20 protein-coding genes are annotated in these 24682 nt (G+C 70.3%); 11 read left to right on the forward strand and 9 right to left on the reverse strand.

The features are described 5' to 3' along the window. Positions 1-29 precede the first annotated feature (29 nt). The 6 genes from ACH4SI_RS27110 to iolC all read right to left on the reverse strand — a co-directional run bounded on the left by ACH4SI_RS27110 (position 30) and on the right by iolC (position 6848). The gene (locus tag ACH4SI_RS27110) at positions 30-473 is read right to left on the reverse strand and encodes a hypothetical protein (RefSeq protein ID WP_398299943.1); all 444 of its coding nucleotides are present in this window, start codon (positions 471-473) and stop codon (positions 30-32) included. Between the two features lie 142 nt (positions 474-615). After that, positions 616-2121 carry a CoA-acylating methylmalonate-semialdehyde dehydrogenase gene (locus tag ACH4SI_RS27115; protein ID WP_398299945.1) on the reverse strand — a complete coding sequence of 502 codons (1506 nt, stop codon included), beginning with the start codon at positions 2119-2121 and terminating at the stop codon, positions 616-618. Positions 2122-2149: 28 nt separating this feature from the next. Then, the gene (gene iolD / locus ACH4SI_RS27120) at positions 2150-4027 is read right to left on the reverse strand and encodes a 3D-(3,5/4)-trihydroxycyclohexane-1,2-dione acylhydrolase (decyclizing) (RefSeq protein WP_398299947.1); all 1878 of its coding nucleotides are present in this window, start codon (positions 4025-4027) and stop codon (positions 2150-2152) included. Further along, complete coding sequence (gene iolB, locus ACH4SI_RS27125; protein ID WP_398299950.1) at positions 4024-4938, reverse strand: 5-deoxy-glucuronate isomerase; 915 nt, start codon at positions 4936-4938, stop codon at positions 4024-4026. The genes iolD and iolB overlap by 4 nt, the downstream gene beginning before the upstream one ends. Positions 4939-4971: 33 nt before the next feature. Continuing rightward, positions 4972-5850, reverse strand: coding sequence for a deoxyribose-phosphate aldolase (locus tag ACH4SI_RS27130; RefSeq protein WP_398299952.1), 879 nt, complete (start codon positions 5848-5850; stop codon positions 4972-4974). A gap of 50 nt (positions 5851-5900) precedes the next feature. After that, positions 5901-6848 (reverse strand): 5-dehydro-2-deoxygluconokinase, encoded by a 948-nt coding sequence (gene iolC, locus ACH4SI_RS27135; protein ID WP_398299954.1) that lies wholly within the window; start codon positions 6846-6848, stop codon positions 5901-5903. A gap of 302 nt (positions 6849-7150) precedes the next feature. Between iolC and ACH4SI_RS27140 the strand changes: the two genes are divergently transcribed. The 8 genes from ACH4SI_RS27140 to ACH4SI_RS27175 all read left to right on the forward strand — a co-directional run bounded on the left by ACH4SI_RS27140 (position 7151) and on the right by ACH4SI_RS27175 (position 14649). Further along, complete coding sequence (locus ACH4SI_RS27140; RefSeq protein ID WP_398299956.1) at positions 7151-8164, forward strand: sugar ABC transporter substrate-binding protein; 1014 nt, start codon at positions 7151-7153, stop codon at positions 8162-8164. 7 nt (positions 8165-8171) lie between these two features. Beyond that, entirely contained in the window at positions 8172-9239 is a 1068-nt protein-coding gene (locus ACH4SI_RS27145) for an ABC transporter permease (RefSeq protein ID WP_398299958.1), read from the forward strand. Positions 9240-9244: 5 nt separating this feature from the next. Next, complete coding sequence (locus ACH4SI_RS27150; RefSeq protein WP_398299960.1) at positions 9245-10117, forward strand: ATP-binding cassette domain-containing protein; 873 nt, start codon at positions 9245-9247, stop codon at positions 10115-10117. A gap of 182 nt (positions 10118-10299) precedes the next feature. After that, positions 10300-11220, forward strand: a complete 921-nt coding sequence (locus tag ACH4SI_RS27155; RefSeq protein ID WP_398299962.1) for a sugar phosphate isomerase/epimerase family protein — start codon at positions 10300-10302, stop codon at positions 11218-11220. A 44-nt stretch (positions 11221-11264) separates the two neighbouring features. After that, positions 11265-12284 carry a Gfo/Idh/MocA family protein gene (locus ACH4SI_RS27160; RefSeq protein ID WP_398299964.1) on the forward strand — a complete coding sequence of 340 codons (1020 nt, stop codon included), beginning with the start codon at positions 11265-11267 and terminating at the stop codon, positions 12282-12284. A 96-nt stretch (positions 12285-12380) separates the two neighbouring features. Next, positions 12381-13238: a sugar phosphate isomerase/epimerase family protein gene (locus ACH4SI_RS27165; protein WP_398299966.1), complete on the forward strand. Its 858-nt coding sequence runs from the start codon at positions 12381-12383 to the stop codon at positions 13236-13238. Positions 13239-13276: 38 nt separating this feature from the next. After that, positions 13277-14299 carry a Gfo/Idh/MocA family oxidoreductase gene (locus tag ACH4SI_RS27170; protein ID WP_398299968.1) on the forward strand — a complete coding sequence of 341 codons (1023 nt, stop codon included), beginning with the start codon at positions 13277-13279 and terminating at the stop codon, positions 14297-14299. Between the two features lie 140 nt (positions 14300-14439). Further along, on the forward strand, positions 14440-14649 hold the full coding sequence (locus ACH4SI_RS27175) for a helix-turn-helix transcriptional regulator (protein ID WP_398299970.1): 210 nt from the start codon (positions 14440-14442) through the stop codon (positions 14647-14649). Between the two features lie 22 nt (positions 14650-14671). Here ACH4SI_RS27175 and ACH4SI_RS27180 read toward each other — a convergent pair whose 3' ends face one another. Next, the gene (locus tag ACH4SI_RS27180; RefSeq protein WP_398299972.1) at positions 14672-17029 is read right to left on the reverse strand and encodes an MMPL family transporter; all 2358 of its coding nucleotides are present in this window, start codon (positions 17027-17029) and stop codon (positions 14672-14674) included. Between the two features lie 175 nt (positions 17030-17204). Here ACH4SI_RS27180 and ACH4SI_RS27185 point away from each other — a divergent pair, with 175 nt between their 5' ends. From ACH4SI_RS27185 to ACH4SI_RS27195, 3 genes are all read left to right on the forward strand, one after another. Further along, a complete protein-coding gene (locus ACH4SI_RS27185; protein ID WP_398299974.1) occupies positions 17205-17855 on the forward strand; it encodes a TetR/AcrR family transcriptional regulator in 651 nt (216 codons plus the stop codon). A 153-nt stretch (positions 17856-18008) separates the two neighbouring features. Then, a complete protein-coding gene (locus tag ACH4SI_RS27190; RefSeq protein WP_398299976.1) occupies positions 18009-18230 on the forward strand; it encodes a heavy-metal-associated domain-containing protein in 222 nt (73 codons plus the stop codon). Next, on the forward strand, positions 18227-20521 hold the full coding sequence (locus tag ACH4SI_RS27195; RefSeq protein WP_398299978.1) for a heavy metal translocating P-type ATPase: 2295 nt from the start codon (positions 18227-18229) through the stop codon (positions 20519-20521). The genes ACH4SI_RS27190 and ACH4SI_RS27195 overlap by 4 nt, the downstream gene beginning before the upstream one ends. 393 nt (positions 20522-20914) lie before the next feature. Here the strand turns inward: ACH4SI_RS27195 and ACH4SI_RS27200 are convergent, their stop codons facing one another. Both ACH4SI_RS27200 and ACH4SI_RS27205 read right to left on the reverse strand, forming a co-directional pair. Then, positions 20915-22219 (reverse strand): citrate synthase, encoded by a 1305-nt coding sequence (locus ACH4SI_RS27200; RefSeq protein WP_398299980.1) that lies wholly within the window; start codon positions 22217-22219, stop codon positions 20915-20917. Positions 22220-22394: 175 nt separating this feature from the next. Continuing rightward, positions 22395-24602, reverse strand: coding sequence for an ATP-dependent RecD-like DNA helicase (locus tag ACH4SI_RS27205; RefSeq protein ID WP_398299982.1), 2208 nt, complete (start codon positions 24600-24602; stop codon positions 22395-22397). Between the last annotated feature and the right edge of the window lie 80 nt (positions 24603-24682).

Below are 24682 nucleotides of genomic sequence, written 5' to 3' on the forward strand. Positions count from 1 at the left end.
TTGGCCGATTCCTCGCTTACCCGCCCCTATCAGGCCGCGGATGCCTCACAGTCCACATCGAGCAGCTTGATCGGCCGGCTGGCGTCGAGATCCACGTACGCGGTGAAGGAGCCGGGCGAGCCCTGGCCCCAGGACGTGGTGATCGTCGCCCAGCCGACCCGAGCGGACTGGGCCGTGGTCACCTCGCCGACCTCGATGTGCCGCGGCGTGTTCTGCGCGCACAGCAGCAGGTCGTAGTCGGGGGTCTGGGCGATCCGCTCCTTCAGGTAGTCGGAGACCAGGTTCTCGCGCTCCCAGGGGCGCGGCCCGTGGTTGCCGTAGAAGCCCTCCAGGAAGTGGTGGATCTCCTCGGCGGTGAAGCGGCCGTTGGGGTCGGTCTTCACGCCGTGCGGCGCCGCGACCGCGGGTGCGCCCGCGGCGAGGACGAGCCCAAAGCCGAGCGCGGCCGCGGAGCAACGAAGGGTACGAAGCATAGGAGATCCCCCTGAATGCGGTCGTGTGCCCATTGTTCGGGCGAACACTCAAGAAGACCTACACCAGAGGTGGATGGTTGCACTGGGGCATGAGGAAACCCCCGCCGGTCGGTGACCGGCGGGGGAAGCGACCGTCAGGCGATCAGTGGTTCTTGGGGAAGCCCAGGTTGATGCCGACCTCTTCCGACGGCTCCGGCCAGCGGGTGGTGACGACCTTGCCGCGGGTGTAGAAGTGCACCCCGTCGTTGCCGTAGATGTGCTGGTCGCCGAAGAGCGAGTCCTTCCAGCCGCCGAAGGAGTGGTAGCCCACCGGCACCGGGATCGGCACGTTGACGCCGACCATGCCCGCCTCGACCTCCAGCTGGAAGCGCCGGGCGGCGCCGCCGTCGCGGGTGAAGATCGCGGTGCCGTTGCCCCACTTCGAGGAGTTGATCAGCTCGATGGCCTCGTCGTACGTCTCGGCGCGGACCACGCACAGCACCGGGCCGAAGATCTCGTCGCGGTAGGCGTCGGCGGTGGCGGGGACCTTGTCCAGCAGCGAGACGCCGATGAAGAAGCCGGCAGCGCATTCAGGGTGACCCTCGACCGTGTAGCCGGTACCGTCCACGACCACCTCGGCGCCCTGGGCCGCGGCCCCGTGGACGTACGAAGCCACCTTGTCCCGGTGCTCCTTGGTGATCAGCGGGCCCATCTCGGAGGACGGGTCGTTGCCGGGGCCGATCCGGAGCTTGGCGGCGCGGTCGGCGATCTTCTTCACCAGGTCGTCGCCGATGTCGCCGACGGCGACGACGACGGAGACCGCCATGCAGCGCTCACCGGCCGAGCCGTAGGCCGCGTTGATCGCGTTGTCCGCGGCGAAGTCCAGGTCGGCGTCGGGCAGCACCAGCATGTGGTTCTTGGCGCCGCCGAGCGCCTGCACCCGCTTGCCGTGCTCGACGGCCTTGGACTGGATGTACTGGGCGATCGGGGTGGAGCCGACGAAGCTGACCGCGGCGACGTCCGGGTGCTCCAGCAACCGGTCAACGGCCACCTTGTCACCGTTGACGACATTGAGCACACCGTCCGGCAGCCCCGCCTCGGCCGCCAGCTCGGCCAGCCGGTGGGAGGCCGACGGGTCCTTCTCGCTGGGCTTGAGGACGAAGGTGTTGCCGCAGGCGATGGCCACCGGGAACATCCACATCGGCACCATGGCCGGGAAGTTGAACGGCGTGATGCCCGCGACGACCCCCAGCGGCTGACGGATCGAGGACACGTCGACCCCGGTCGAGACCTGGGTGGACAGCTCGCCCTTGAGCTTCTCCGCGATACCGCAGGCCAGCTCGACGATCTCCAGCCCGCGGGCCACCTCGCCGAGCGCGTCCGAGTGCACCTTGCCGTGCTCCGCGGTGATCAGCTCCGCGATCTCGTCGCGGTGGGCGTCCAGCAGCTCGCGGTACTTGTAGAGGATCGCGGTGCGCCTGGACAGCGACGTGGTGCCCCAGGACCGGAACGCCTCCTTCGCGGCGGCGACGGCCGCGTCGACCTCCTCGACCGAGGCGAGGGCGACCCGGGTGTCCTGGGCGCCGGTGGCGGGGTTGAACACCGGGCCGTGATTGCCGGACGTGCCCTCGACGGACTTTCCGCCGATCCAGTGGTTGACGGTCTTCATGGGTGCGGAGCCTTTCTCTCGAAAAACGTCAGAGGTGGCGGCGGCGGCCGGCGGCGTGCCGGTCGTACTCCTCGCGGGCCTTCACGGCAGCGGGACGGGTCGCGGTCTCGGCTACAGGCACATCCCACCACGCCTGTGCGTCGGGTGCGCCCGACACTGTGTCGCCCGTTTCCGTCTCCACGTAGACACATGTGGGACGGTCCGAGGCGCGGGCCGCCGCCAGCGCCTCCCGCAGCTCGGCCACGGTCGCGGCGCGCAGCACGTCCATGCCGAGCGAGGCGGCGTTCGCGGCCAGGTCCACGGGGAGCGGATCGCCGGTGTACGTGCCGTCGGCGGACCGGAAGCGGTACGCGGTGCCGAACCGCTCGGCGCCGGTCGTCTCCGACAGACCGCCGATCGAGGCGTAGCCGTGGTTCTGGAGGAGGACGACGTTGATGTTGATGCCCTCCTGGACCGCGGTGACGATCTCGGTCGGCATCATCAGGTACGTACCGTCCCCGACCAGCGCCCACACCGGGCGGTCGGAGGCCGCGAGCCGTACGCCGATGGCGCCCGGGATCTCGTAGCCCATGCAGGAGTAGCCGTACTCCAGGTGGTACTGGCGGGGCGAGCGGGCCCGCCACAGCTTGTGCAGGTCGCCGGGGAGCGAGCCCGCCGCGTTGATCACCACGTCGTCGTCGCCGACCGTCGCGTCCAGCGCGCCCAGCACCTGGGTCTGGGAGGGGCGTACGGAGGGGTCCTCGGCGGCGTACGCGGCGTCCACCAGGCGCTCCCACCGGGTCTTGCCGGTGCGGTACTCGGCCTCGTACGTCTCGTCGACCCGGTGACCGGCCAGCTCGGCGGTCAGCGCCTCAAGACCGGCGCGGGCGTCGGCGACCAGCGTGGTGGCGGCCAGCTTGTGCGCGTCGAAGCCGGTGATGTTGAGGTTGAGGAACCGGACGTCCGGGTCCGCGAAGAGGGTCGCGGAGGCGGTGGTGAAGTCGCTGTAGCGGGTGCCGACCCCGATGATCAGGTCCGCGGTGCGGGCCAGGTCGTCGGCGACGGCGGTGCCGGTGTGCCCGATGCCGCCGATGTCCCCGGGATGGTCGTGGCGCAGCGACCCCTTGCCGGCCTGGGTGGAGGCGACCGGGATACCGGTGGCGTCGGCGAACGCCAGCAGGGCGCCCTCGGCCTCGCTGTGGTGGACGCCGCCGCCCGCGACGACCAGCGGCCGCCGGGCGGCGCGGATCAGCTGTGCCGCGGCGGCGGTCTCGGGCGCCTCGGGCGCGGGGCGGCGCACCCGCCACACCCGGTCGGCGAAGAACTCCTCCGGCCAGTCGAACGCCTCGGCCTGCACGTCCTGCGGCATCGCCAGGGTGACCGCGCCGGTCTCGGCCGGATCGGCGAGCACCCGCATCGCGGCGAGCGAGGCCGGGATCAGCGCCTCGGGGCGTACGACGCGGTCGAAGTAGCGGGAGACCGGGCGCAGCGCGTCGTTGACGGACACGTCGCCCGCGTACGGAACTTCGAGCTGCTGGAGCACGGGGTCGGCGGGCCGGGTCGTGAAGATGTCGCCGGGCAGCAGCAGCACCGGCAGCCGGTTGACGGTGGCCAGCGCGGCGCCGGTGACCAGGTTGGTGGCGCCGGGCCCGATGGAGGTGGTGACGGCCTGGGCGGCGAGCCGGTTGGACTGGCGGGCGTAGCCGACCGCGGCGTGCACCATCGCCTGCTCGTTGCGGCCCTGGAGGTACGGCATGGTGTCCTGCCCGGCCTCCAGCAGCGCCTGGCCGAGCCCGGCCACGTTGCCGTGGCCGAAGATGCCCCAGGTGGCGTTGATCAGGCGGTGCCGCTGCCCGTCCCGCTCGGTGTACTGGTGCGCCAGGAACTCGACCAGGGCCTGGGCGACGGTGAGACGGCGGGTGGTCATCGGGCGTCTCCTGCGGGAGCTTCAGGGGCTTGGTACAGCGGAAGGCGGGGGTCGACGGGCTGGTCGGGCCAGGTGGACCGGATCCAGCCGTGGTCGGGGTGGTCGCAGATCAGCCAGGCGCGCTCCTCGCCGGGGCCCGCCATGACGTTGAGGTAGTACATGGCGTGGCCGGGCGCGGCGATGGAGGGGCCGTGCCAGCCGTCCGGGATCAGCACGGCGTCACCGGAGCGGACCTCGGCCAGCACATCGGTGTTACGGCCGTGGCCGGAGGGCGAGACCCGCTGGTAGCCGATGCCCTCGCTGCCGTGGGCCTCGGCGATCTCGAAGTAGTAGATCTCCTCCAGCTCGCTCTCCTCGCCGGGGCGGCACTCGTCGTGCTTGTGCGGCGGGTACGAGGACCAGTTGCCGCCGGGGGTGATCACCTCGACGGCGATGAGCTTGTCGCACTGGAAGACGCCGGCGGCGGCGAAGTTGTTCACCTGGCGCGAGCAGTTGCCGGTACCGCGCAGCTCGACGGGAACGGCGGAGGCGGACCCGTAACGGGCGGGCAGCCGGCGCTCGCAGCGGGCTCCGGTGAGCGCGAAGCGGCCCCCGGCGCCGCTGGCGATCGTGGCGTGCGCGTCGCGCGGGACGTACGCGAAGTCGCTCACCCCGCTGAACACGCTGTCGCGGCCGTGCAGTTCGAAGGTCTCGCCCTCGGTGATCACCGTGCAGCCGCCGCTGAGCGGCAGCACGATCCACTCGCTGTCGCCGGTGGCCAGCTGGTGCGAGCCGCCGGGCGGCAGTTCGAGCACACGCAGGCTGGAGTAGCCCCAGCCGGCCCGCTCGGGATCGATGTCCAGCGCATACGGGCCGTCGGCCGCCTTACCGGCCTGCACATGGAAGCCAAGGGAAGGTTCGTTGGTGGTCATGGCGTCAGTGTTTCCTCCGGTTCCGGGGCCGATTCACAGCAGGCCGACGGCAGTGTCCACGGCGGTCTCCACGCTGCCCTCCGCCGGATAGAGCAGCGAGCGGCCCACGACCAGGCCCTGGACGGTGGGCAGACGCAGCGCCTTGCGCCACTTCTCGTACGCCCCCTCCTGGTCCTTCCCCACCTCGCCGCCGAGCAGCACCGCCGGCAGCGTGCTCGTCTCCATGACGGCGGCCATCTCGTCCGGGTCGTCGGTGACCGGCACCTTCAGCCAGGTGTACGCGGAGGTCCCGGCGAGCCCGGAGGCGATCGCGATGGACTTGGTGACGGCCTCGGCGCTCAGATCGTTGGAGACCCGGCCGTCTATCCGGCGGGAGATGAACGGCTCGACGAACACCGGCAGCCGCAGCTCCGCCATCTCGTCGATGGCGCGGGCCGTGGTGAGCATGGTGTTGAGCGACCCGGCGTCGTCGTAGTCGACCCGCAGCAGCAGCTTCCCGGCGTCGAAGCCGAGCCGGGCGATGTCCTGGGGGCGGTGGCCGGTGAAGCGGTCGTCCAGCTCGAACGAGGCACCGGCCAGCCCGCCGCGGTTCATCGAGCCCATGACGACCTTGCCGTCGAGGGCGCCGAGCAGCAGCAGGTCCTCCAGGATGTCGGCGGTGGCCAGCACGCCGTCGACGCCAGGGCGGGACAGTGCCACGCACAGCCGCTCCAGCAGGTCGGCCCGGTTGGCCATGGCCAGCTTGTGCCCGCCGACGGCGAGGGCGCCGCGCGCCGGGTGGTCGGCGGCAACGATCATCAGTCGGCCGCTGTCACCGATCAGCGGGCGGCGGACCCGGCGGGCGGCCGCCTCGGCGATGGCCTCGGGATGCCGGCTCCGCACCGTCACGAGGTCGGAGATGCTGATGCTCAAAGCAGGGGTCCTCTCTTATTTGAGGCTCGATGGCGACGTGGGCGCCCGCATCACGATTGGCTGAGCAGGGCCTCGACCTCGGCCTCGGTGGGCATCGCGGAGGAGCAGGCGAGGCGGGACGCGACGATCGCACCCGCGGCGTTGGCGTACCGCATGATCCGCTCCGGGTCCCAGCCCGCCAGCAGCCCGTGGCACAGGGCGCCGCCGAACGCGTCGCCCGCGCCGAGGCCGTTGACGACGTCGACCGGGACGGGCGGGACCTCGGTGGATGTGCCGTCGCGGTGCACGGCGAGGACTCCCTTGGGGCCCTGTTTGACGACGGCCAGCTCGACGCCCGCGTCCAGCAGGGCCTGGGCGCACGCCGTGGGCTCGCGTACACCGGTGGCGATCTCGCACTCGTCCACGTTGCCGACGGCGACGGTGGCGTGGCGCAGGGCCTCGGCGTAGAAGGGGCGCGCCGCCTCGGGGTCCTTCCAGAACATGGGGCGCCAGTCGAGGTCGAAGACGGTGATGCCGCTCCTGGCGCGGTGGGCGAGGGCGGTGAGGGTGCTGCCGCGGCTGGGTTCCTCGCTGAGGCCGGTGCCGGTCATCCAGAAGATCCGGGCGGCGCGGATCGCGTCGAGGTCCAGCTCGCCGGGGTGGATCTCCAGGTCGGGGGCCTTGGGACGGCGGTAGAAGTAGAGCGGGAAGTCGTCGGGCGGGAAGATCTCGCAGAAGGTGATCGGGGTCGGGTAGTCCTCGACCGGCGTGACGAAGCGGTCGTCCACGCCGAACCCCTGGAGTTCCTGGTGGATGTACTCGCCGAACGGGTCGGCGCCGGTACGGCTGATCACCGCGGCGCGGTGACCGAACCGGGCCGCGGCCACCGCGACGTTGGTCGCCGAGCCGCCCAGGAACTTTCCGAACGACTCGACCTGCGGCAGCGGCACTCCGGTCTGCAGCGGGTAGAGGTCCACTCCGATGCGGCCCATCGTGATCAGGTCGTACGGCTCACTCATGCGTGCCCCTTCGGCAAATTCAGGAAAGACGCAGCTCAGGGTTGGCGTGGGCGAACAGAGGGTCCCGCCCGGCCCCTTCAGGTCTAGACGCGCCCACAGCCCCCTGTCAAGGATTTGTCATTACATTCGGACGTAACCACGAGAGCCGCCGAGAGTCACCGCGGGGCGCGTTATAGCCTCGTTACGTCCAGATGAAATGTTGTCATGACAAACCCTTGACAGGTAGTGGGCGCGAGGAGTTGGCTCCCCCTCATGCAACGGCCGTGTTAACACCGGACCTGGCTTGAGAGGTGCTGGAAGAGATGGACCTCAGATTCGACCGCCGACGCCGCAGCGCGAGACTCACCACCATCGCCGCCATAACGGTTCTCCTCGCAACAGCGTGCAGCAGCCAAGGGGGCAAGAAGGCACAGGACGCCGGGGACGACATATCCGCCGGCAAGGCCAACACCCCCCGAATGAAGATCGCGATGATCACCCACGCCGCCCCGGGTGACACCTTCTGGGACACGGTCCGCAAGGGCGCCAAGGCGGCCGCGGCCAAGGACAACGTCGAACTGGTCTACTCCAGCAATCCCAATGGCGGCGACCAGGCCAACCTCATCCAGAACGCGATCAACCAGAAGGTCGACGGCATCGCCGTCACGCTGGCCAAGCCCGGCGCGATGAAGGGCGCGATCGCCAAGGCCGAGAAGGCCGGGATCCCCGTGGTCGGCTTCAACTCCGGCCTCGAGGACTGGAAGTCCCAGGGGCTGCTCGAATACTTCGGCCAGGACGAGAACCTCGCCGGTCAGGCCTTCGGCAAGCGCCTCAACGAGGTGGGCGCCAAGCACAACATCTGCGTCATCCAGGAGCAGGGCCATGTCGCCCTGGAGGCCCGCTGCGCGGGTGTGAAGAAGACCTTCAAGGGCAAGACGGACAACCTCTACGTCAACGGGACCGACATGCCGTCGGTCAAGTCCACGATCTCCGCCAAGCTCAAGCAGGACTCGAGCATCGACTACGTCGTCACGCTCGGCGCGCCGTTCGCCCTGACCGCCGTGCAGTCCGCCAAGGAATCGGGCAGCAAGGCGAAGGTCGCCACCTTCGACCTCAACAAGGACCTCATCGCCGCCGTCAAGAGCGGGGACGTGCAGTTCGCGGTGGACCAGCAGCCGTACCTCCAGGGCTACCTGTCCGTCGACTCCCTGTGGCTCTACAAGAACAACGGCAACTTCAGCGGCGGCGGCGAGCAGCCCGTGCTGACCGGCCCCGCGTTCGTCACCAAGGACAACGTGGAGAAGATCGCGAAGTTCGCGCAGAAGGGCACGCGGTGATCCGGTCATGACCCACGCCGCCCCACCCGCCGCCGCGCCGCCGGCCTCCCCGCCGGCGCGCCCCAAGACCCGTACCGCCGAACGCTCGCTGGCGCGCCGGGCGCTGGCCCGGCCGGAGATCGGCGCGCTGGTCGCCGCCATCGGCGTCTACATCTTCTTCTTCGCCGTCGCCCCGACCTTCCGCCAGGCGGACTCGTTCGCCACCGTGCTCTACCAGGGGTCCACCCTGGGGATCATGGCGCTCGCCGTCTCCCTGCTGATGATCGGCGGCGAGTTCGACCTGTCGGCCGGTGTCGCCGTCACCTCCTCGGCGCTGGCCGCGAGCATGCTCAGCTTCCAGATGACCGCCAACGTCTGGGTCGGCGTCGGGGTCGCCCTGGTCATCTCGCTCGGGGTCGGCCTGATCAACGGCCTGCTGCTGATCAAGACCGGGCTGCCCAGCTTTCTGGTCTCCCTCGCCAGCTTCCTGATGCTCCAGGGCCTCAACCTGGCCATCACCAAGCTGCTGACGGACAACGTCGCCACGAACGCCATCAACGACATGGACGGCTTCGACTCGGCCAAGGCGGTCTTCGCCTCCGAGGTCACGGTCTTCGGCGTCGATGTGAACATCACCGTGTTCTACTGGCTGGCCTTCGCCGCCCTCGCCACCTGGGTCCTGCTGCGCACCAAGTTCGGCAACTGGATCTTCGCGGCCGGCGGCTCCAAGGAGAGCGCCCGGGCGGTCGGCGTGCCGGTGAACCTCACCAAGATCGCGCTCTTCATGACGGTGGGCTTCGCGGCCTGGTTCGTCGGCATGCACCTGCTCTTCGAGTACAACACCGTGCAGGCCGGTGAGGGCGTCGGCAACGAGTTCTACTACATCATCGCGGCGGTGATCGGCGGCTGTCTGCTCACCGGCGGCTACGGCTCCGCGATCGGCGCGCTCCTCGGCGCGTTCATCTTCGGCATGGTCAACCAGGGCATCGTCTACGCCAACTGGAACCCGGACTGGTTCAAGTTCTTCGTCGGCGTGATGCTGCTGCTCGCGACGCTCGTGAATCTGTGGGTGCGCCGTCAGGCCGCCAGGAGGTGATGGAAATGTCCGCAGACGACCTCACGAAGGCCACCCCCGCCACCGAGGCCGGCCCGGAGCCGGTCGTCCAGCTCAAGGGCGTCGGCAAGCTCTACGGCAGCGTCCGGGCCCTGGAGAACATCGACCTCGACGTCCGGCCGGGCCAGGTGACCTGCGTACTCGGCGACAACGGCGCCGGCAAGTCCACCCTCATCAAGATCATCTCCGGGCTGCACCAGCACGACGAGGGCGAGTACGTCGTCGACGGCAAGCCGGTGCGGCTGAACAACCCGCGCGAGGCCCTCAACCTCGGCATCGCCACCGTCTACCAGGACCTGGCCACGGTGCCCCTGATGCCGGTGTGGCGGAACTTCTTCCTCGGCTCCGAGCTGACCCGGGGCCCCTGGCCCGTCCGGCGGCTCGACATCGAGCGGATGAAGGAGACCACCCAGGCGGAGCTGTCCGCCATGGGCATCCACCTGGACAACCTGGAACAGCCCATCGGCACCCTCTCCGGAGGCCAGCGGCAGTCCGTGGCCATCGCGCGGGCGGTGTACTTCGGCGCCAGAGTGCTGATCCTGGACGAGCCCACCGCGGCGCTGGGCGTCAAGCAGTCGGGCGTCGTCCTGAAGTACATCGCGGCGGCCCGCGAGCGCGGCCTGGGCGTCATCTTCATCACCCACAACCCGCACCACGCGTACATGGTCGGCGACCACTTCTCGGTGCTGCGACTCGGCGCCCTGGAGCTGAACGCCGCCCGGGACGACGTCAGCCTCGAGGAACTCACCAACCACATGGCCGGGGGCACCGAGCTGGCCGCCCTCAAGCACGAACTCGCTCAGGTGCGCGGGGTCGATGTGGAGGAGCTTCCCGAGGTCGTCAACACCCCTTCGCCCTGACACCTCGGCCTGACATCCTGACATTACGTCCGAATGTCCTGACGAACTCTTGACGGCCACCGGTCCGGCCCGTAAAGCTGCCCAAACCAGCATGAAACGCGGGCCCCGGCCGGCACCGACAGCAAGCGACCCGCACTGCCCCCTTCCCCGGTCCCCGACCGGCGAGAGGAGAACCCCCTTCCATGACTGCCGCCGCCTCCCCCGTACCCGCTCTGGACCGCATCCGGGTCGGCTCGGCCCCCGACTCATGGGGGGTGTGGTTCCCCGACGACTCGCAGCAGGTCCCCTGGCAGCGCTTCCTCGACGAGGTCGCGGAGGCCGGCTACGAGTGGATCGAGCTGGGCCCGTACGGCTACCTGCCGACCGACCCCGCCCGGCTCACCGAGGAGATCACCCGCCGGAACCTCACCGTCTCGGCGGGCACGATCTTCACCTCCCTGCATCGCGGCCCCGAGATCTGGGACGCCACCTGGGAGCACGTCTCCCAGGTGGCGGAGCTGACCCGGGCCATGAACGCGAAGCACCTCGTGGTCATCCCGTCCTTCTGGCGCGACGACAAGACCGCCGAGATCATCGAGCCGCCCGAGCTGACCGCCGAGCAGTGGCGCCATCTGTCCACCGGCATGGAGCGCCTCGGCCGTGAGGTGCGCGAGCGCTACGGGCTCGACATCGTCGTCCACCCGCACGCCGACACCCACATCGACGGCGAGGAGAACGTGGCCCGCTTCCTCGACGCCACCGACTCCGACCTGGTCAATCTCTGCCTGGACACGGGCCACTACGCCTACTGCGGCGGGGACAGCGTCAAGCTCATCGAGACCTACGGCGAGCGCATCGGCTACCTCCACCTCAAGCAGGTCGACCCGGAGATCCTGGCCGACGTGGTCAAGAACGGCGTGCCGTTCGGCCCGGCCGTCAAGCGCGGCGTGATGTGCGAGCCGCCGAAGGGCGTCCCGGAGCTGGAGCCGGTCCTGGCGGCCGCCCAGAAGCTGGACGTGGACCTGTTCGCGATCGTCGAGCAGGACATGTACCCCTGCCCGCCCGAACAGCCGTTCCCGATCGCCGAGCGCACCCGCCGCTTCCTGCGCTCCTGCGGCGCCTGACCTTCCGCCCCCTCCGGACGAGCAGAAAGAGAAGAGAGACACCTATGACCCAGCAGGGCACGCTCGGGGTCGCCGTCATCGGGACCGGCAAGATGGGCGCCGACCACGTCCGCCGCATCAACGACGTGATCAGCGGCGCCCGGGTGGCTGCCGTGGTCGACATCGACGAGGCCCGCGCCAAGGCCGTCGCCGACACCTCCGAGGGCTGTCAGGCGTTCACCGACCCGGCCGCCGCCATGGCCGCGCCGGGCGTGGACGCGGTGCTGATCGCCTCGCCCGGCCCCGCGCACGAGGCCGCGCTGCTCAGCGCGTTCGAGCACGATCTGCCGGTGCTGTGCGAGAAGCCGCTGACCCCGGACTCGGAGTCCGCGCTGCGGGTGCTGGAGGCCGAGCAGCGGCTCGGTCACCGCCGCGTCCAGGTCGGCTTCATGCGCCGCTACGACACCGAGTTCATGAAGCTCAAGGAGTTGCTCGCCACCGGTGAGCTGGGCCGGCCGCTGCTGATGCACTGCCGCCACCGCAACGCGTCGGTGCACTCGTACTTCACCACCGAGATGCTGATCACCGACTCCGTGGTGCACGAGATGGACCAGTCGCGCTGGCTGCTGGAGCAGGAGATCGCCAACGTCACCGTGCTCAAGCCGACCCCCAGCTCGCACGCCCCCGAGGGGCTCGCCGACCCCCAGGTCGTGATCTTCGAGACCACCGGCGGCGCGATCGTCAACGTCGAGATCTTCGCGACCTGCGGCTTCGGCTACCAGGTGCAGGCCGAGGCGGTCTGCGAGCGGGGCACGGCGCGCGTCGGCGACGCCCACGGCATGCTGGTCAACCGCCCCGGCACCTGGGGCGGCGAGATCGCCCCCGACTTCGTGGCCCGCTTCGAGGAGGCGTACGACCGCGAGGTGCAGTCCTGGGTCAACGCGACCAAGCGCGGCGAGGTCGAGGGCCCGAGCGCGTGGGACGGCTACGCCGCGGCCGCCGTGTGCGAGGCGGGGGTGCGGGCGCAGACCACCGGCGAGCGCACGCCCGTCGACATGATCGTGCGCCCCGCCTTCTACGCCTGACGGCCACGGGCGGGCCGGCCGCCACCACGGCCGGCCCGCCCCTCCCTCTTGCGCACGTCCTGCACGTTTTCCCTGTTGGAAAGGTTTCTCCTTCTCATGAAGATCGCCCTCGACCCGCATATGCTGCGCAAGGGGCCCCTGCTCGAACTCCCGGCCCTCGTCGCCGAGCTGGGCTTCGAGTACATCGAGCTGTCCCCCCGAGACGACTTCATCCCCTTCTTCAAGCACCCCCGGGTGGACGACGGCACGGTGCGGCAGTTCCGCAAGGCGCTGGACACCGCCGGGGTGAAGATCTCCTCCGTACTACCGCTGTTCCGCTGGTCCGGTCCGGACGAGGACGAGCGCCAGGCCGCCGTCCGCTACTGGAAGCGGGCCATCCAGATCACCGCCGATCTGGGCGTGGACAGCATGATCTCGGAGTTCAACGGCCGCCCCGAGGACCCCAGCCGCAGCGAAAGCCAGTTCTGGCGGTCGATCGAGGAGCTGCTGCCGGTCTTCGAGCGCGAGTCCATCCGGCTGACGCTCGAGCCGCACCCCGATGACTTCATCGAGGAGGGCTACGAGGCGATCAACATGATCCGGGGCATCAACCACCCCCAGGTCTCCTACCTCTACTGCGCCCCGCACACCTTCCACCACGGCAACGACGCCCCCGGACTGATCAAGCACGCGGGCGATCTGCTCACGAACGTGCACCTGGCCGACACCTTCGATCACACCGCGTCCTCGGGGCTGCGCTACATCATCAACCCGCCCGGTTCCCCGGCCCGCATCCACCAGCACCTGGACATCGGGCAGGGCGAGGTCGACTTCGACGCCCTGTTCGGCGCGCTGCGCGACAACGACTTCGACGGCACGCTGACCTCCTGCGTCTTCGCCTGGGAGGACCGGGCCCACGAATCGTCCCGCTTCATGCGCCGGAAGATCGACGAGTACCTGTCCACCTGGAAGTAACTCCTCCTGGACGTAACGACAGACGGGAACGCACCTCCATGCGCATCGGATTCCTCGGCGCGGGCCGCATCGGCGCCTTCCACGCCGCCGCCCTGACCGGTACGGACGGGGTCGACGACCTGCTGATCGGTGACGCCGACGCGGGGCGGGCCGCCGAGGTCTCGATGCGCGTCGGCGCCCGGGCCGCCGCGTCGGTGGACGCGGTCTTCGAGGACGGCATCGACGCCCTGGTGATCGCCACCCCGACCGTCACCCACGCCGAACTGATCACCCGGGCGGCGCGCGCCGGGCTGCCCACGTACTGCGAGAAGCCCATCGCCCTGGACCTCGCGGGCACGGTGCGCGCGCTGCGCGAGGTCGAACGGGCCGGGACCATGCTCCAGATGGGGTTCCAGCGCCGGTTCGACGCCGGATATCAGGCCGCGCGGGAGGCGCTGCGGGAGGGGAGGCTCGGCCGGGTGCACACCCTGCGGGCGATCACCTCCGACGCCGCTCCCCCGCCGCCGGAGTTCCTGCCCCACTCGGGCGGGCTGATCCGGGACTGCCTGGTGCACGACTTCGACGCCGTGCGCTGGCTGACCGGCCGTGAGGTGGTGGAGGTGTTCGCCTCCGGCTCGGCCGGGGGCGCCGCCTTCTTCCGGGAGGCGGGCGACGTCGACACGGCGGCGGCGCTGCTCACCCTGGACGACGGCACGCTGGTCACCGCGACCGCCACCCGCTACAACGGCGCCGGTTACGACGTACGAATGGAACTGTCCGGGGAGCGCGACCAGTTCGTGGTCGGCCTGGACGACCGTACGCCGTTCACCTCGGCCGAACCGGGCGGTCCGCCCGGTCCCGCCCGGCCCTGGGCCAACTTCCTGGAGCGATTCGAGGCCGCGTACCGGGCGGAGCTGGCGGCCTTCGTCAAGGCGGCCCGGGGCGAGGCACCCAACCCGTGCTCCGGTCAGCAGGCGCTGTACGCGCTGCTGGTGGCCGAGGCGTGCGAGCTGTCCCGGCAGGAGCACCGCCCGGTGCGGCTCACCGAGATCACCAAACGGATGTCCGACCTGGAGGCTTGAGGCCGTTGGGCCGCCGCGTCACCCGGCGGTCACGGCCGTCACATCTCCGCGCGTCTTACGTCACAGGTGTTCAACAGCCCCTAGCCGCCCGTCACCCGGCGTCGTTCACCGGTCACAGGCCGACTGAAAGGGCGCGAGTGATGACCGATCGAAGGCTGTGGTCCTACAAGGAGATCGCCGCACATATCGGTGTGCAGACCGACACCGTACGGTCCTATCGCAAGCACGGTCACATGCCGTCCCCCGATCTGGTGGAGGGCGGCAAGCCGTATTGGTACGCGGACACGATCCGGGCCTGGGTGGCCCGCAGACCCGGCAACCGCCGCGCCCGGCGCGACACCAAGGACTAGCGATCACCGGGCGCGGGCTGGCTCAGCGAATGCTCACCCGGTCCCGGCGGCGGCCCTTGCCCTTCTCCTCCCCGGCGGGATCTTCGGAGGAAGAGGAAGAGGAGCCATCGGAGGGGGCACCGGACGAGGGAGCGGACGAGGCGGCGGGCTCCCCTTCGCTCAGCCCGAACCGGGTGTGCAGCCGCCGCAGCGGGCCCGGGGCCCACCAGGTGGCCCGGCCGGTCAGCTTCATCACCGCCGGCACCAGCAGACTGCGCACCACCATCGCGTCCATCAGGACGGCCAGGGCGATACCGAGGCCGAGCATCTTGGTGTTGGTGACCCGCGAGGTGCCGATGGCCACCATGACCACAGCCAGGATCAGCGCCGCCGCCGTGATCAGCCCGCCGGTGCGCCGCAGCCCGAACTCCACCGCCGCCTCATGGTCCCCCGTGCGCTCGTACTCCTCCTTGATACGGGAGAGCAGGAAGACGCCGTAGTCCATGGAGAGCCCGAAGGCGACGCAGAACATCAGCACCGGCAGGGTCGTCTCTATGTCTCCGGAGCTGGTGAAGGCCAGTGGCCCGGACAGATGACCCTCCTGGAAGACCCACACCATGGCGCCGAACATCGCGGTGAGGCTGAGCGCGTTGAGCAGCACGGCCTGGATCGGGATCAGCACGCTTCCGGTGAGCAGGAAGACCAGCAGCAGGGTGACGGCGATGATGATCGCCCCGGCCCAGGGGATCCGCTCGCCCAGGGACTGCTTGGTGTCCACCAGGACGGCGGCGGTGCCGGTCACCGAGGTGCGGAACGGGGGACTCTGGGCGCGGATGTCCCGCACCAGGTCCTGGGTGGCGGGCTCCACGCCCTCGCCCTTGGGCTGCACGCTGAGATACGCCGCGCCCCCGGCCGCCCGCGCCGCCTCGGCCGGGCCGGGCTTGCTCACCTGGCGGCCGTCCGAGAAGTGACCGGCCGGGCTGTCCACCCGGAGCACCCCGGGAAGGACGGAGACCTTGGCGCTGTAGTCGGCGAGCGCCGCGGCACCGGGCCTGCCCTCGGCGAGGATCTCCACCCCGCCGCCGGGTCCGCCCGCGAAGCCGTCCCGGATGTGCTGCTGGACCACGTGCGATTCGGCGCCGGAGGGCAACTGGCGGTCGTCCGCGGTGCCGAACTCCACCCGCAGGAAGGGCAGCCCCAGCGCCACCAGCCCGGCGACGGTGGCCAGCGCGAAGACGGGGGCGCGCCGCATCACCAGCCGGGCGAACCGCCCCCAGCCCGCGCCCGGTTCGGCCCCGTCGGCCCCGTCCGCCCCTCGGCCGGCGGGGCGGCCGCGGCGCAGCAGCCGGGTGAGGTCCCACTTGTTGACCCGGTCGCCGAGCAGGATGAGCGCGGCGGGCAGCACCACCAGGGCGGCGGCCGCGGCGATGAGCACCACGGCGATGCCCGCGTAGGCGAAGGAGCGCAGGAAGTACTGCGGGAAGACCATCATCGCGGCGAGCGAGACGGCGACGGTCAGCGCCGAGAAGAGCACGGTCCGCCCGGCGGTGCGCAGGGTGGCGGCGACGGCCGGGAGCGTCTCCCCGCCCGCCGCCAGCTCTTCGCGGAAGCGCCGCACGATGAACAGGGCGTAGTCGATGGCGAGTCCGAGGCCGAGCGCGGTGGTCAGGTTCTGCGCGAAGACCGAGACATCGGTGAACTCGGTGAGCACGCGCAGCACGGCGTCGGTGCCCAGGATCGCGATGACGCCGATGCCGAGCGGCAGCAGGGCGGCTACCGCGCTGCCGAAGACCATGACGAGCAGCACCAGGGTGACGGGCAGGGCCATCATCTCGGCGCGCAGCAGGTCTTCCTGGATGGTGGTCTGCATCTCCTGCTTGACCGCGACCGGTCCGCCGACGGCGACCTCGACCGGTCCGTGCTGCCCGCGGTAGTCGGGGGCGATGCGGTCCAGCGCCTTGCCCTGGGCCGTCTCGTCGCCGGTGATGCGCGCGGCGATGATCGCCTCGCCGCGGTCCTTGCTGCGCAGCGCGGACGCGCCGGTGTCCCAGTAGGACGTGACGCCGGTGACCGCCTTCTCGCCCGCGAGCTTCTTGGCGAGCGCCCGGGCCTCGGTGGCGACCTTCGGGTCGTCCACCTTCGTGCCGCCGCTGTCGAGGAGCAGGATGAGGTTGGGCTGGGAGGCGGGGAAGCGCTTCTCCAGCGCCTTCGTGGCGTACGAGGACTGGGACGCCGGGTCCTCCCAGCCGCCGCCGGACAGCCGATCGGCGACTCCGCTCCCGGCCACGACGGCCAGCGCCGTGAAAAGCAGGGCGACCAGCAGGGACAGCCGCGGTCTGGCGGTGACCAGGCGCGTCCATCCTCCGATCCGCTCGCCGGGCGGCCGACTGACATCGGTCATGACGCGGTGTCCCCTTCACATGTGCCCATGCGGCCGGTCCCGCTCGCGCAGGCAAGCGGACAGGCAGCATGGATCGCCGATTGCCGGAAGCGGCAAACACGAGCGGCCGCTCGCATTTTTCAAGAATGCGAGCGGTCGCTCGTGTTTGTCAATCGCTCATGGGAAACTGGGGATTGTGACCGAGAGCCAGGCAGCCCGACCCGTAAGCCCCCGCCGCAGGCAGGCGCGCGGCGAGCGCCGGATCCAGCAGTTGCTGGACGCCGCCGCCAGCGTCTTCTGCCGCACCGGCTACACCTCCGCGAGCACCAACGCGATCGCCCGCGAGGCCGGGGTCTCCCCCGGCACGCTGTACCAGTTCTTCCCGAACAAGGAGGCCATCGCCGTCGAGCTGGGCGACCGCCTCACCCAGCAGATGCGGGACACCCACGGCGCGGCCTTCACCGACGAGAACGCCGCGCTGCCGCTGGGCGAGATGCTGGACGTGGTCGTCGACCCGTTGATCGAGTTCAACTGCGCCAACCCCGTCTTCCTCACCCTGATCCGCTCCTCCGATACCCCGGGCACGGTCACCGAGAAGCACGCGGCGGTGCACGCCGCGCTGCAGACCCGGGTCGAGGAGCTGATCGGCACCTACGCCCCCGAGCTGCCCCCGGAGCGCCGCACGCGCACCGCGACCATGGCGTTCACCCTGTTCAAGGCCGGTCTTGAACTGATCCTCTCCCACGAGGGCGAGGACCGGGAGGCGTACATCGCCGAGATGAAGAACGCCCTGTACGGGTACCTGGCCCCCGCCATCGGCACCGAGGCGGCCCCCGTCCGGCACTGACCGCCACAGGCTGACGGCACCCTCTCAGAAGTCGGCACGGCCCCGGCTTTCGGGAATACCCCCTAGGGGTATAGAGTTGAAATAGTCAGGAGGCGCTGCGCCAACCGGCGCTCCTCGCGTACCGTCAGCCACTCCCCCACAGAGGAGAAGTCCATGAGCCCCGAGGCGAACACCGTCACCGCCGTCTACCAGGTGACCGGCATGACCTGCGGCCACTGCGAAGGGGCCGTCGCCGAGGAAATCGGCGCCCTCGACGGCGTCAGCTCCGTCAAGGCCGTGGCCTCCACCGGCCAGGTCACCGTCGTCTCGGCCGCCCCGCTGGACGCCGAGGCCGTCCGCGCCGCCGTCGACGAAGCAGGTTACGAACTCGCATGACCATCACGGCTCCCGTCGCCGGGCACGAGGCGCGGGTCGAGCTGGCCATCGGCGGCATGACCTGCGCTTCCTGCGCGGCGCGCATCGAGAAGAAGCTCAACCGGCTGGACGGCGTCACCGCCACGGTGAACTTCGCCACCGAGAAGGCCCAGGTCTCCTACGGCAGCGGCATCGAGGTCGCGGACCTCATCGCCACGGTCGTCAAGACCGGCTACACCGCCGAGGAGCCGCCCCCGGCCGAGCCCGCGCCCGCGCCCGACGGCGGGGCGGACGGCGCCGAGGCCGCGCCCCCGGCGGGCGAGCACGACGTGCTGCGCCACCGCATGCTCGTCTCGCTCGTCCTCTCCCTGCCGGTCGTGGTGCTGGCGATGGTGCCCTCGCTCCAGTTCGACAACTGGCAGTGGCTCTCCCTCACCCTCGCCGCGCCCGTCGTCGTCTGGGGCGGGACCCCGTTCCACAAGGCCGCCTGGACCAACGCCCGGCACGGCGCGGCCACCATGGACACCCTGGTGTCCCTCGGCACCCTCGCGGCGCTCGGCTGGTCCCTGTGGGCCCTGTTCTTCGGCGACGCGGGCATGACCGGCATGCAGCACGGCTTCGACCTCACCGTCACCCGCGCGAACGGCTCCTCCTCGATCTACTTGGAGGCCGCCGCCGGAGTGACCACGTTCATCCTCATCGGCCGCTACCTGGAGGCGAAGTCCAAGCGGCGGGCGGGCGCGGCGCTGCGCGCCCTGATGGAGCTGGGCGCCAAGGACGTCGCCGTCCTGCGCGGAGGCAAAGAGGTACGGATCCCGGTGCGCGAACTGGCCGTCGGGGACCGCTTCGTCGTACGCCCCGGCGAGAAGATCGCCACCGACGGCACGGTCGCCGAGGGCAGCTCGGCCGTCGACGCCTCGATGCTGACCGGCGAATCCGTACCGGTGGACGTCGCGGTGGGCGACGCGGTCGCGGGCGCGACCGTCAACACGGCGGGCCGCATCGTCGTGGAGGCCACCCGGGTGGGCGCCGACACCCAGCTGTCCCGGATGGCCCGGCTGGTGGAGGACGCGCAGAACGGCAAGGCCGAGGTGCAGCGGCTCGCCGACCGGGTCTCCGGCGTCTTCGTGCCGATCGTGCTGCTGATCGCCGTGGGCACCCTGCTGGCCTGGTGGCTGACGACGGGCGACGCGACCGCCGCCTTCACCGCCGCCGTCGCCGTCCTGATCATCGCCTGCCCGTGCGCCCTGGGCCTGGCCACCCCGACCGCGCTCATGGTCGGCACCGGCCGCGGCGCCCAGCTGGGCATCCTCATCAAGGGCCCCGAGGTGCTGGAGTCGACCCGCCGGGTGGACACGGTCGTCCTCGACAAGACCGGCACCGTGACCACCGGCAGGATGCGGCTGCACCAGATCATCCCGGCGCCGGGCACCGGCGAGGACGAGCTGCTGCGGCTCGCCGGCGCGGTCGAGCACGCCAGCGAGCACCCCATCGCCCGCGCCATCGCGGACGGCGCCGCCGAGCGCACCGGGACGCTCCCGGTGCCCGAGAGCTTCGGATCGGTGCCCGGGCTCGGCGTCCAGGGCGTCGTGGACGGACACGCGGTGCTCGTCGGCCGCGACACCCTGCTCGCCCAGTGGGCCATCGACCTGCCGGAGGACCTGGCGGCCGCCAAGGCCGCGGCCGAGACGGAAGGCCGTACGGCGGTCGCCGTGGCCTGGGACGGGCGGGCCCGCGGCGTCCTCACCGTCGCCGACGCCGTCAAGGAGACCAGCGCCGAAGCCGTCGCCCAGCTGCGGGCCCTGGGCCTCACCCCGGTGCTGCTGACCGGCGACAACCGGCGCGTCGCCGAGACGGTCGCCCGCGAGGTCGGCATCGACGAGATCATCGCCGACGTCCTGCCGCAGGACAAGGTCGACGTCGTGAAGCGGCTGCAGGGCGAGGGCCGGACGGTCGCCATGGTCGGCGACGGGGTCAACGACGCCGCCGCCCTGGCCACCGCCGACCTCGGGCTCGCCATGGGCACCGGAACGGACGCGGCGATCGAGGCCGGCGACCTCACCCTCGTCCGGGGCGACCTGCGCGTGGCCGCCGACGCGATCCGGCTGGCCCGCCGGACCCTGGCCACCATCAAGGGCAACCTGTTCTGGGCGTTCGGCTACAACGTCGCCGCGCTGCCGCTCGCGGCGGCCGGTCTGCTCAACCCGATGATCGCGGGCGCCGCGATGGCGTTCTCCTCCGTGTTCGTCGTGAGCAACAGCCTGCGGCTGCGTTCCTTCACGGCGTCCACGGTCTCCACCAAGTCCCCATAAGCCGCACAACACCCATACACAAGAGCCTCGATATTTGAATCGGGGCTCTTGCCCTTTACGCCCCCATATGGCAAGAGACGCAGATCACAGACAACCCAACGTAACCATTGAGGGGGGTCGCGGGTCTAATGGGGCGGTGAGGATACGTCTTGGGGGACGCATCCTGCTACGCGTGGCCGGGGCGACGTACCCGGGGAGCTTTGAGCGGCCCTCCCGTACGTACGCGTCCCGGCAGATCGCGTCCGTACGGCCGTAGGGCCCCTTGAACGCCCGGACCGGATCCCGTGGGGGGAATCCGAACCGGGACAAGGGAAGCGCCCCGCTCCGACCCGTGGGGGGATCGGCAGCGGGGCGCTTCTGGCTTATCTCGGCGCCGTCTTCAGCCGCAGTCTTCTAGCGCTCCTCGACCGGGACGAAGTCGCGCTGGACGACGCCCGTGTAGATCTGGCGCGGGCGGCCGATGCGGGAGCCCGGCTCCTTGATCATCTCGTGCCACTGGGCGATCCAGCCCGGCAGCCGGCCGAGCGCGAACAGCACGGTGAACATCTCGGTCGGGAAGCCCATCGCCCGGTAGATCAGACCGGTGTAGAAGTCCACGTTCGGGTAGAGCTTGCGCTCCACGAAGTAGTCGTCGGCGAGCGCGTGCTCCTCGAGCTTGAGCGCGATGTCGAGCAGCTCGTCGGACTTGCCGAGCGCGGAGAGGACGTCGTGCGCCGCGGACTTGATGATCTTCGCCCGGGGGTCGAAGTTCTTGTAGACGCGGTGCCCGAAGCCCATGAGCTTCACGCCGTCTTCCTTGTTCTTCACCTTGCGGATGAAGGTGTCGACGTCGCCGCCGGACGCCTGGATGCCCTCGAGCATCTCCAGCACCGACTGGTTGGCGCCGCCGTGCAGCGGGCCCCACAGGGCGTTGATGCCCGCCGAGATGGAGGCGAACATGTTGGCCTGCGAGGAGCCGACGAGCCGGACCGTGGAGGTCGAACAGTTCTGCTCGTGGTCGGCGTGCAGGATCAGCAGCTTGTCGAGCGCGCTGACCACGACCGGGTCCAGGTCGTACTCCTGCGCCGGGACCGAGAACGTCATCCGCAGGAAGTTCTCGACGTAGCCGAGGTCGTTGCGCGGGTAGACGAACGGGTGACCGACCGACTTCTTGTACGCGTACGCCGCGATGGTCGGCAGCTTGGCCATCAGCCGGATCGTCGAGAGGTTGCGCTGCTTCTCGTCGAACGGGTTGTGGCTGTCCTGGTAGAACGTCGACAGCGCGCTGACCACGGAGGACAGCATCGCCATCGGGTGGGCGTCCCGCGGGAAGCCGTCGTAGAACCGTTTGACGTCCTCGTGGAGCAGCGTGTGGCGGGTGATGTCCTCACGGAACGCGGCGAGTTCGTCGACCGTCGGCAGCTCGCCGTTGATCAGGAGGAAGGCAGTCTCCACGAAGGAGGCGCGCTCCGCCAGCTGCTCGATGGGGTACCCGCGGTACCGCAGAATGCCCTGCTCGCCGTCCAGGTAGGTGACGCCGGACTTGTACGCGGCGGTATTGCCGTAACCGGAGTCCAGGGTCACCAGACCGGTCTGGGCACGCAGCTTGCCGATGTCAAAGCCCTTGTCGCCGACGGTGCTGTCGACCACCGGGTAGGTGTATTCGTCGTCTCCGTACCGCAGTACTACAGAGTTGTCGTCGCTCACGTCATCCCTCACCGACGTCCGGTTCTCTTCCTCGAGGTGCCCTGACTCCCCCCACCTTCCCCTACTCGGGTGATGAGTGTGCACTCGGGGTCGTTTGAAGGGCCTTTTGGCGGCACTGAGTGCCGCCCTCCACGGCCATCCTGCCCCGATCGTCACCGTTCGGAAACCCTCTTGACACACTCGACTCCTATGTCCCGCCGAGCCGGTGATCCAGCGCCGTACAGCGTCTGCCCGCCGAGACGGTACGCACCGCCTGCCCGAGCGCGCGGCGCGAGCCGACCAGCACCACAAGGCGCTTGGCCCGGGTCACCGCCGTATACAGCAGGTTCCGCTGCAACATCATCCAGGCCCCGGTGGTCACCGGGATCACGACGGCCGGGTACTCACTGCCCTGGGAGCGGTGGATGGTCACCGCATAGGCGTGAGCCAGCTCATCCAGCTCGTCGAAGTCGTACGGCACCTCCTCGTCCTCGTCGGTCAGCACGGTCAGCCGCTGCTCGTCGTTGTCGAGGGAGGTGACGACTCCAACCGTGCCGTTGAAGACCCCATTGGCCCCTTTCTCATAATTGTTGCGGATCTGCGTCACCTTGTCGCCGACACGGAAGACCCGGCCGCCGAAACGCCGCTCCGGGAGGTCCGGCCGGGCCGGGGTGATGGCCTGCTGCAACAGTCCGTTGAGGGTGCCCGCGCCCGCCGGGCCGCGGTGCATCGGGGCGAGGACCTGCACGTCACGGCGGGGGTCGAGGCCGAACTTCGCGGGCACGCGGCGGGCCGCCACGTCCACCGTGAGCCGCCCGGCCTCCTCCGTGTCGTCCTCCACGAAGAGGAAGAAGTCCGACAGGCCCTGCGTGATCGGCGGGGTCCCGGAATTGATCCGGTGGGCGTTGGTGACCACCCCGGACTGCTGTGCCTGGCGGAAGATCCGGGTCAGCCGGACGGCCGGCACCGGGCTGCCGTCGGCCAGCAGATCGCGCAGCACCTCCCCGGCGCCGACGCTCGGCAGCTGGTCCACATCCCCCACGAACAGCAGATGGGCGCCCGGCGGGACCGCCTTGACCAGCTTGTTGGCCAGCAGCAGATCGAGCATCGACGCCTCGTCGACGACCACCAGATCGGCGTCCAGCGGGCGGTCCTTGTCGTACGCCGCGTCCCCGCCGGGCTTCAGCTCCAGCAGCCGGTGCACCGTGGACGCCTCGGCCCCCGTCAGCTCGGCGAGCCGCTTGGCGGCCCGGCCGGTGGGGGCCGCGAGCACCACCTTGGCCTTCTTGGCGCGGGCCAGCTCCACCACGGACCGCACGGTGAACGACTTGCCGCAGCCGGGGCCGCCGGTGAGCACCGCGACCTTCTCGGTGAGCGCCAGCCGCACCGCCTGGCTCTGCTCGGGGGCCAGGTCGGCGCCGGTGCGCTTGGCGAGCCAGCCCAGCGCCGCGTCCCAGTCCACGCCCTGGAAGGCGGGCATCCGGTCCTCCTCGGTGCGCAGCAGCCGCCGCACCTGCCCGGCCAGCGAGATCTCGGCGCGGTGGAAGGGCACCAGATAGACCGCCGAGACCGGCTCGCCGTCCTCCGGGCCCGGCACCGGCTCGCGCACCACGCCCTCGTCCTCGGCCGCCAGCTCGCCCAGGCAGTCGATGACCAGGCCCGTGTCGACCTGGAGCAACTTCACGGCATCGCCGATCAGTCGCTCCTCGGGGAGGTAGCAGTGGCCCTGGTCGGCTGACTGGGACAGCGCGTACTGCAGACCGGCCTTGACCCGGTCGGGGCTGTCGTGCGGGATGCCGACCGATTGGGCGATCTTGTCGGCGGTGAGGAAGCCGATGCCCCAGACGTCGGCGGCCAGCCGATACGGCTCGTTCTTCACTATCGCGATCGACGCGTCGCCGTACTTCTTGTAGATCCGCACCGCGATGGAGGTGGAGACGCCGACGCCCTGGAGGAAGATCATCACCTCCTTGATGGCCTTCTGCTCCTCCCAGGCCGCGGCGATCATCTTGGTCCGCTTGGGGCCGAGGCCCGGGACCTCGATCAGCCGCTTCGGCTGCTCTTCGATGACATCGAGGGTGTCGACGCCGAAGTGCTCGGTGATCCGGTCGGCGATCCGCGGGCCGATGCCCTTGATGAGACCCGATCCGAGATAGCGCCGGATGCCCTGCACGGTGGCGGGCAGGACCGTCTGGTAGTTCTCGACGGTGAACTGTTTGCCATATTGCGGATGGGAACCCCAGCGACCCTCCATCCGCAGCGACTCGCCCGGCTGCGCGCCCAGCAGCGAGCCGACGACGGTCAGCAGATCGCCCGCGCCACGGCCCGTGTCGACCCGGGCGACCGTGTACCCGTTCTCCTCATTGGCGTAGGTGATCCGCTCCAGAACCCCTTCGACCACCGCGAGTTTGAGCATGCACCGACCGTACCGCCGGGGGCGGACACCGGGTCAGGGGCGGACCTCGGGCTGTGGACAACCGGGAGGGCCAGGGGATG

Origin of the sequence: Streptomyces sp. NPDC021212, from assembly GCF_044332925.1 — a bacterium.
In the GTDB taxonomy this organism is placed as follows: domain Bacteria; phylum Actinomycetota; class Actinomycetes; order Streptomycetales; family Streptomycetaceae; genus Streptomyces.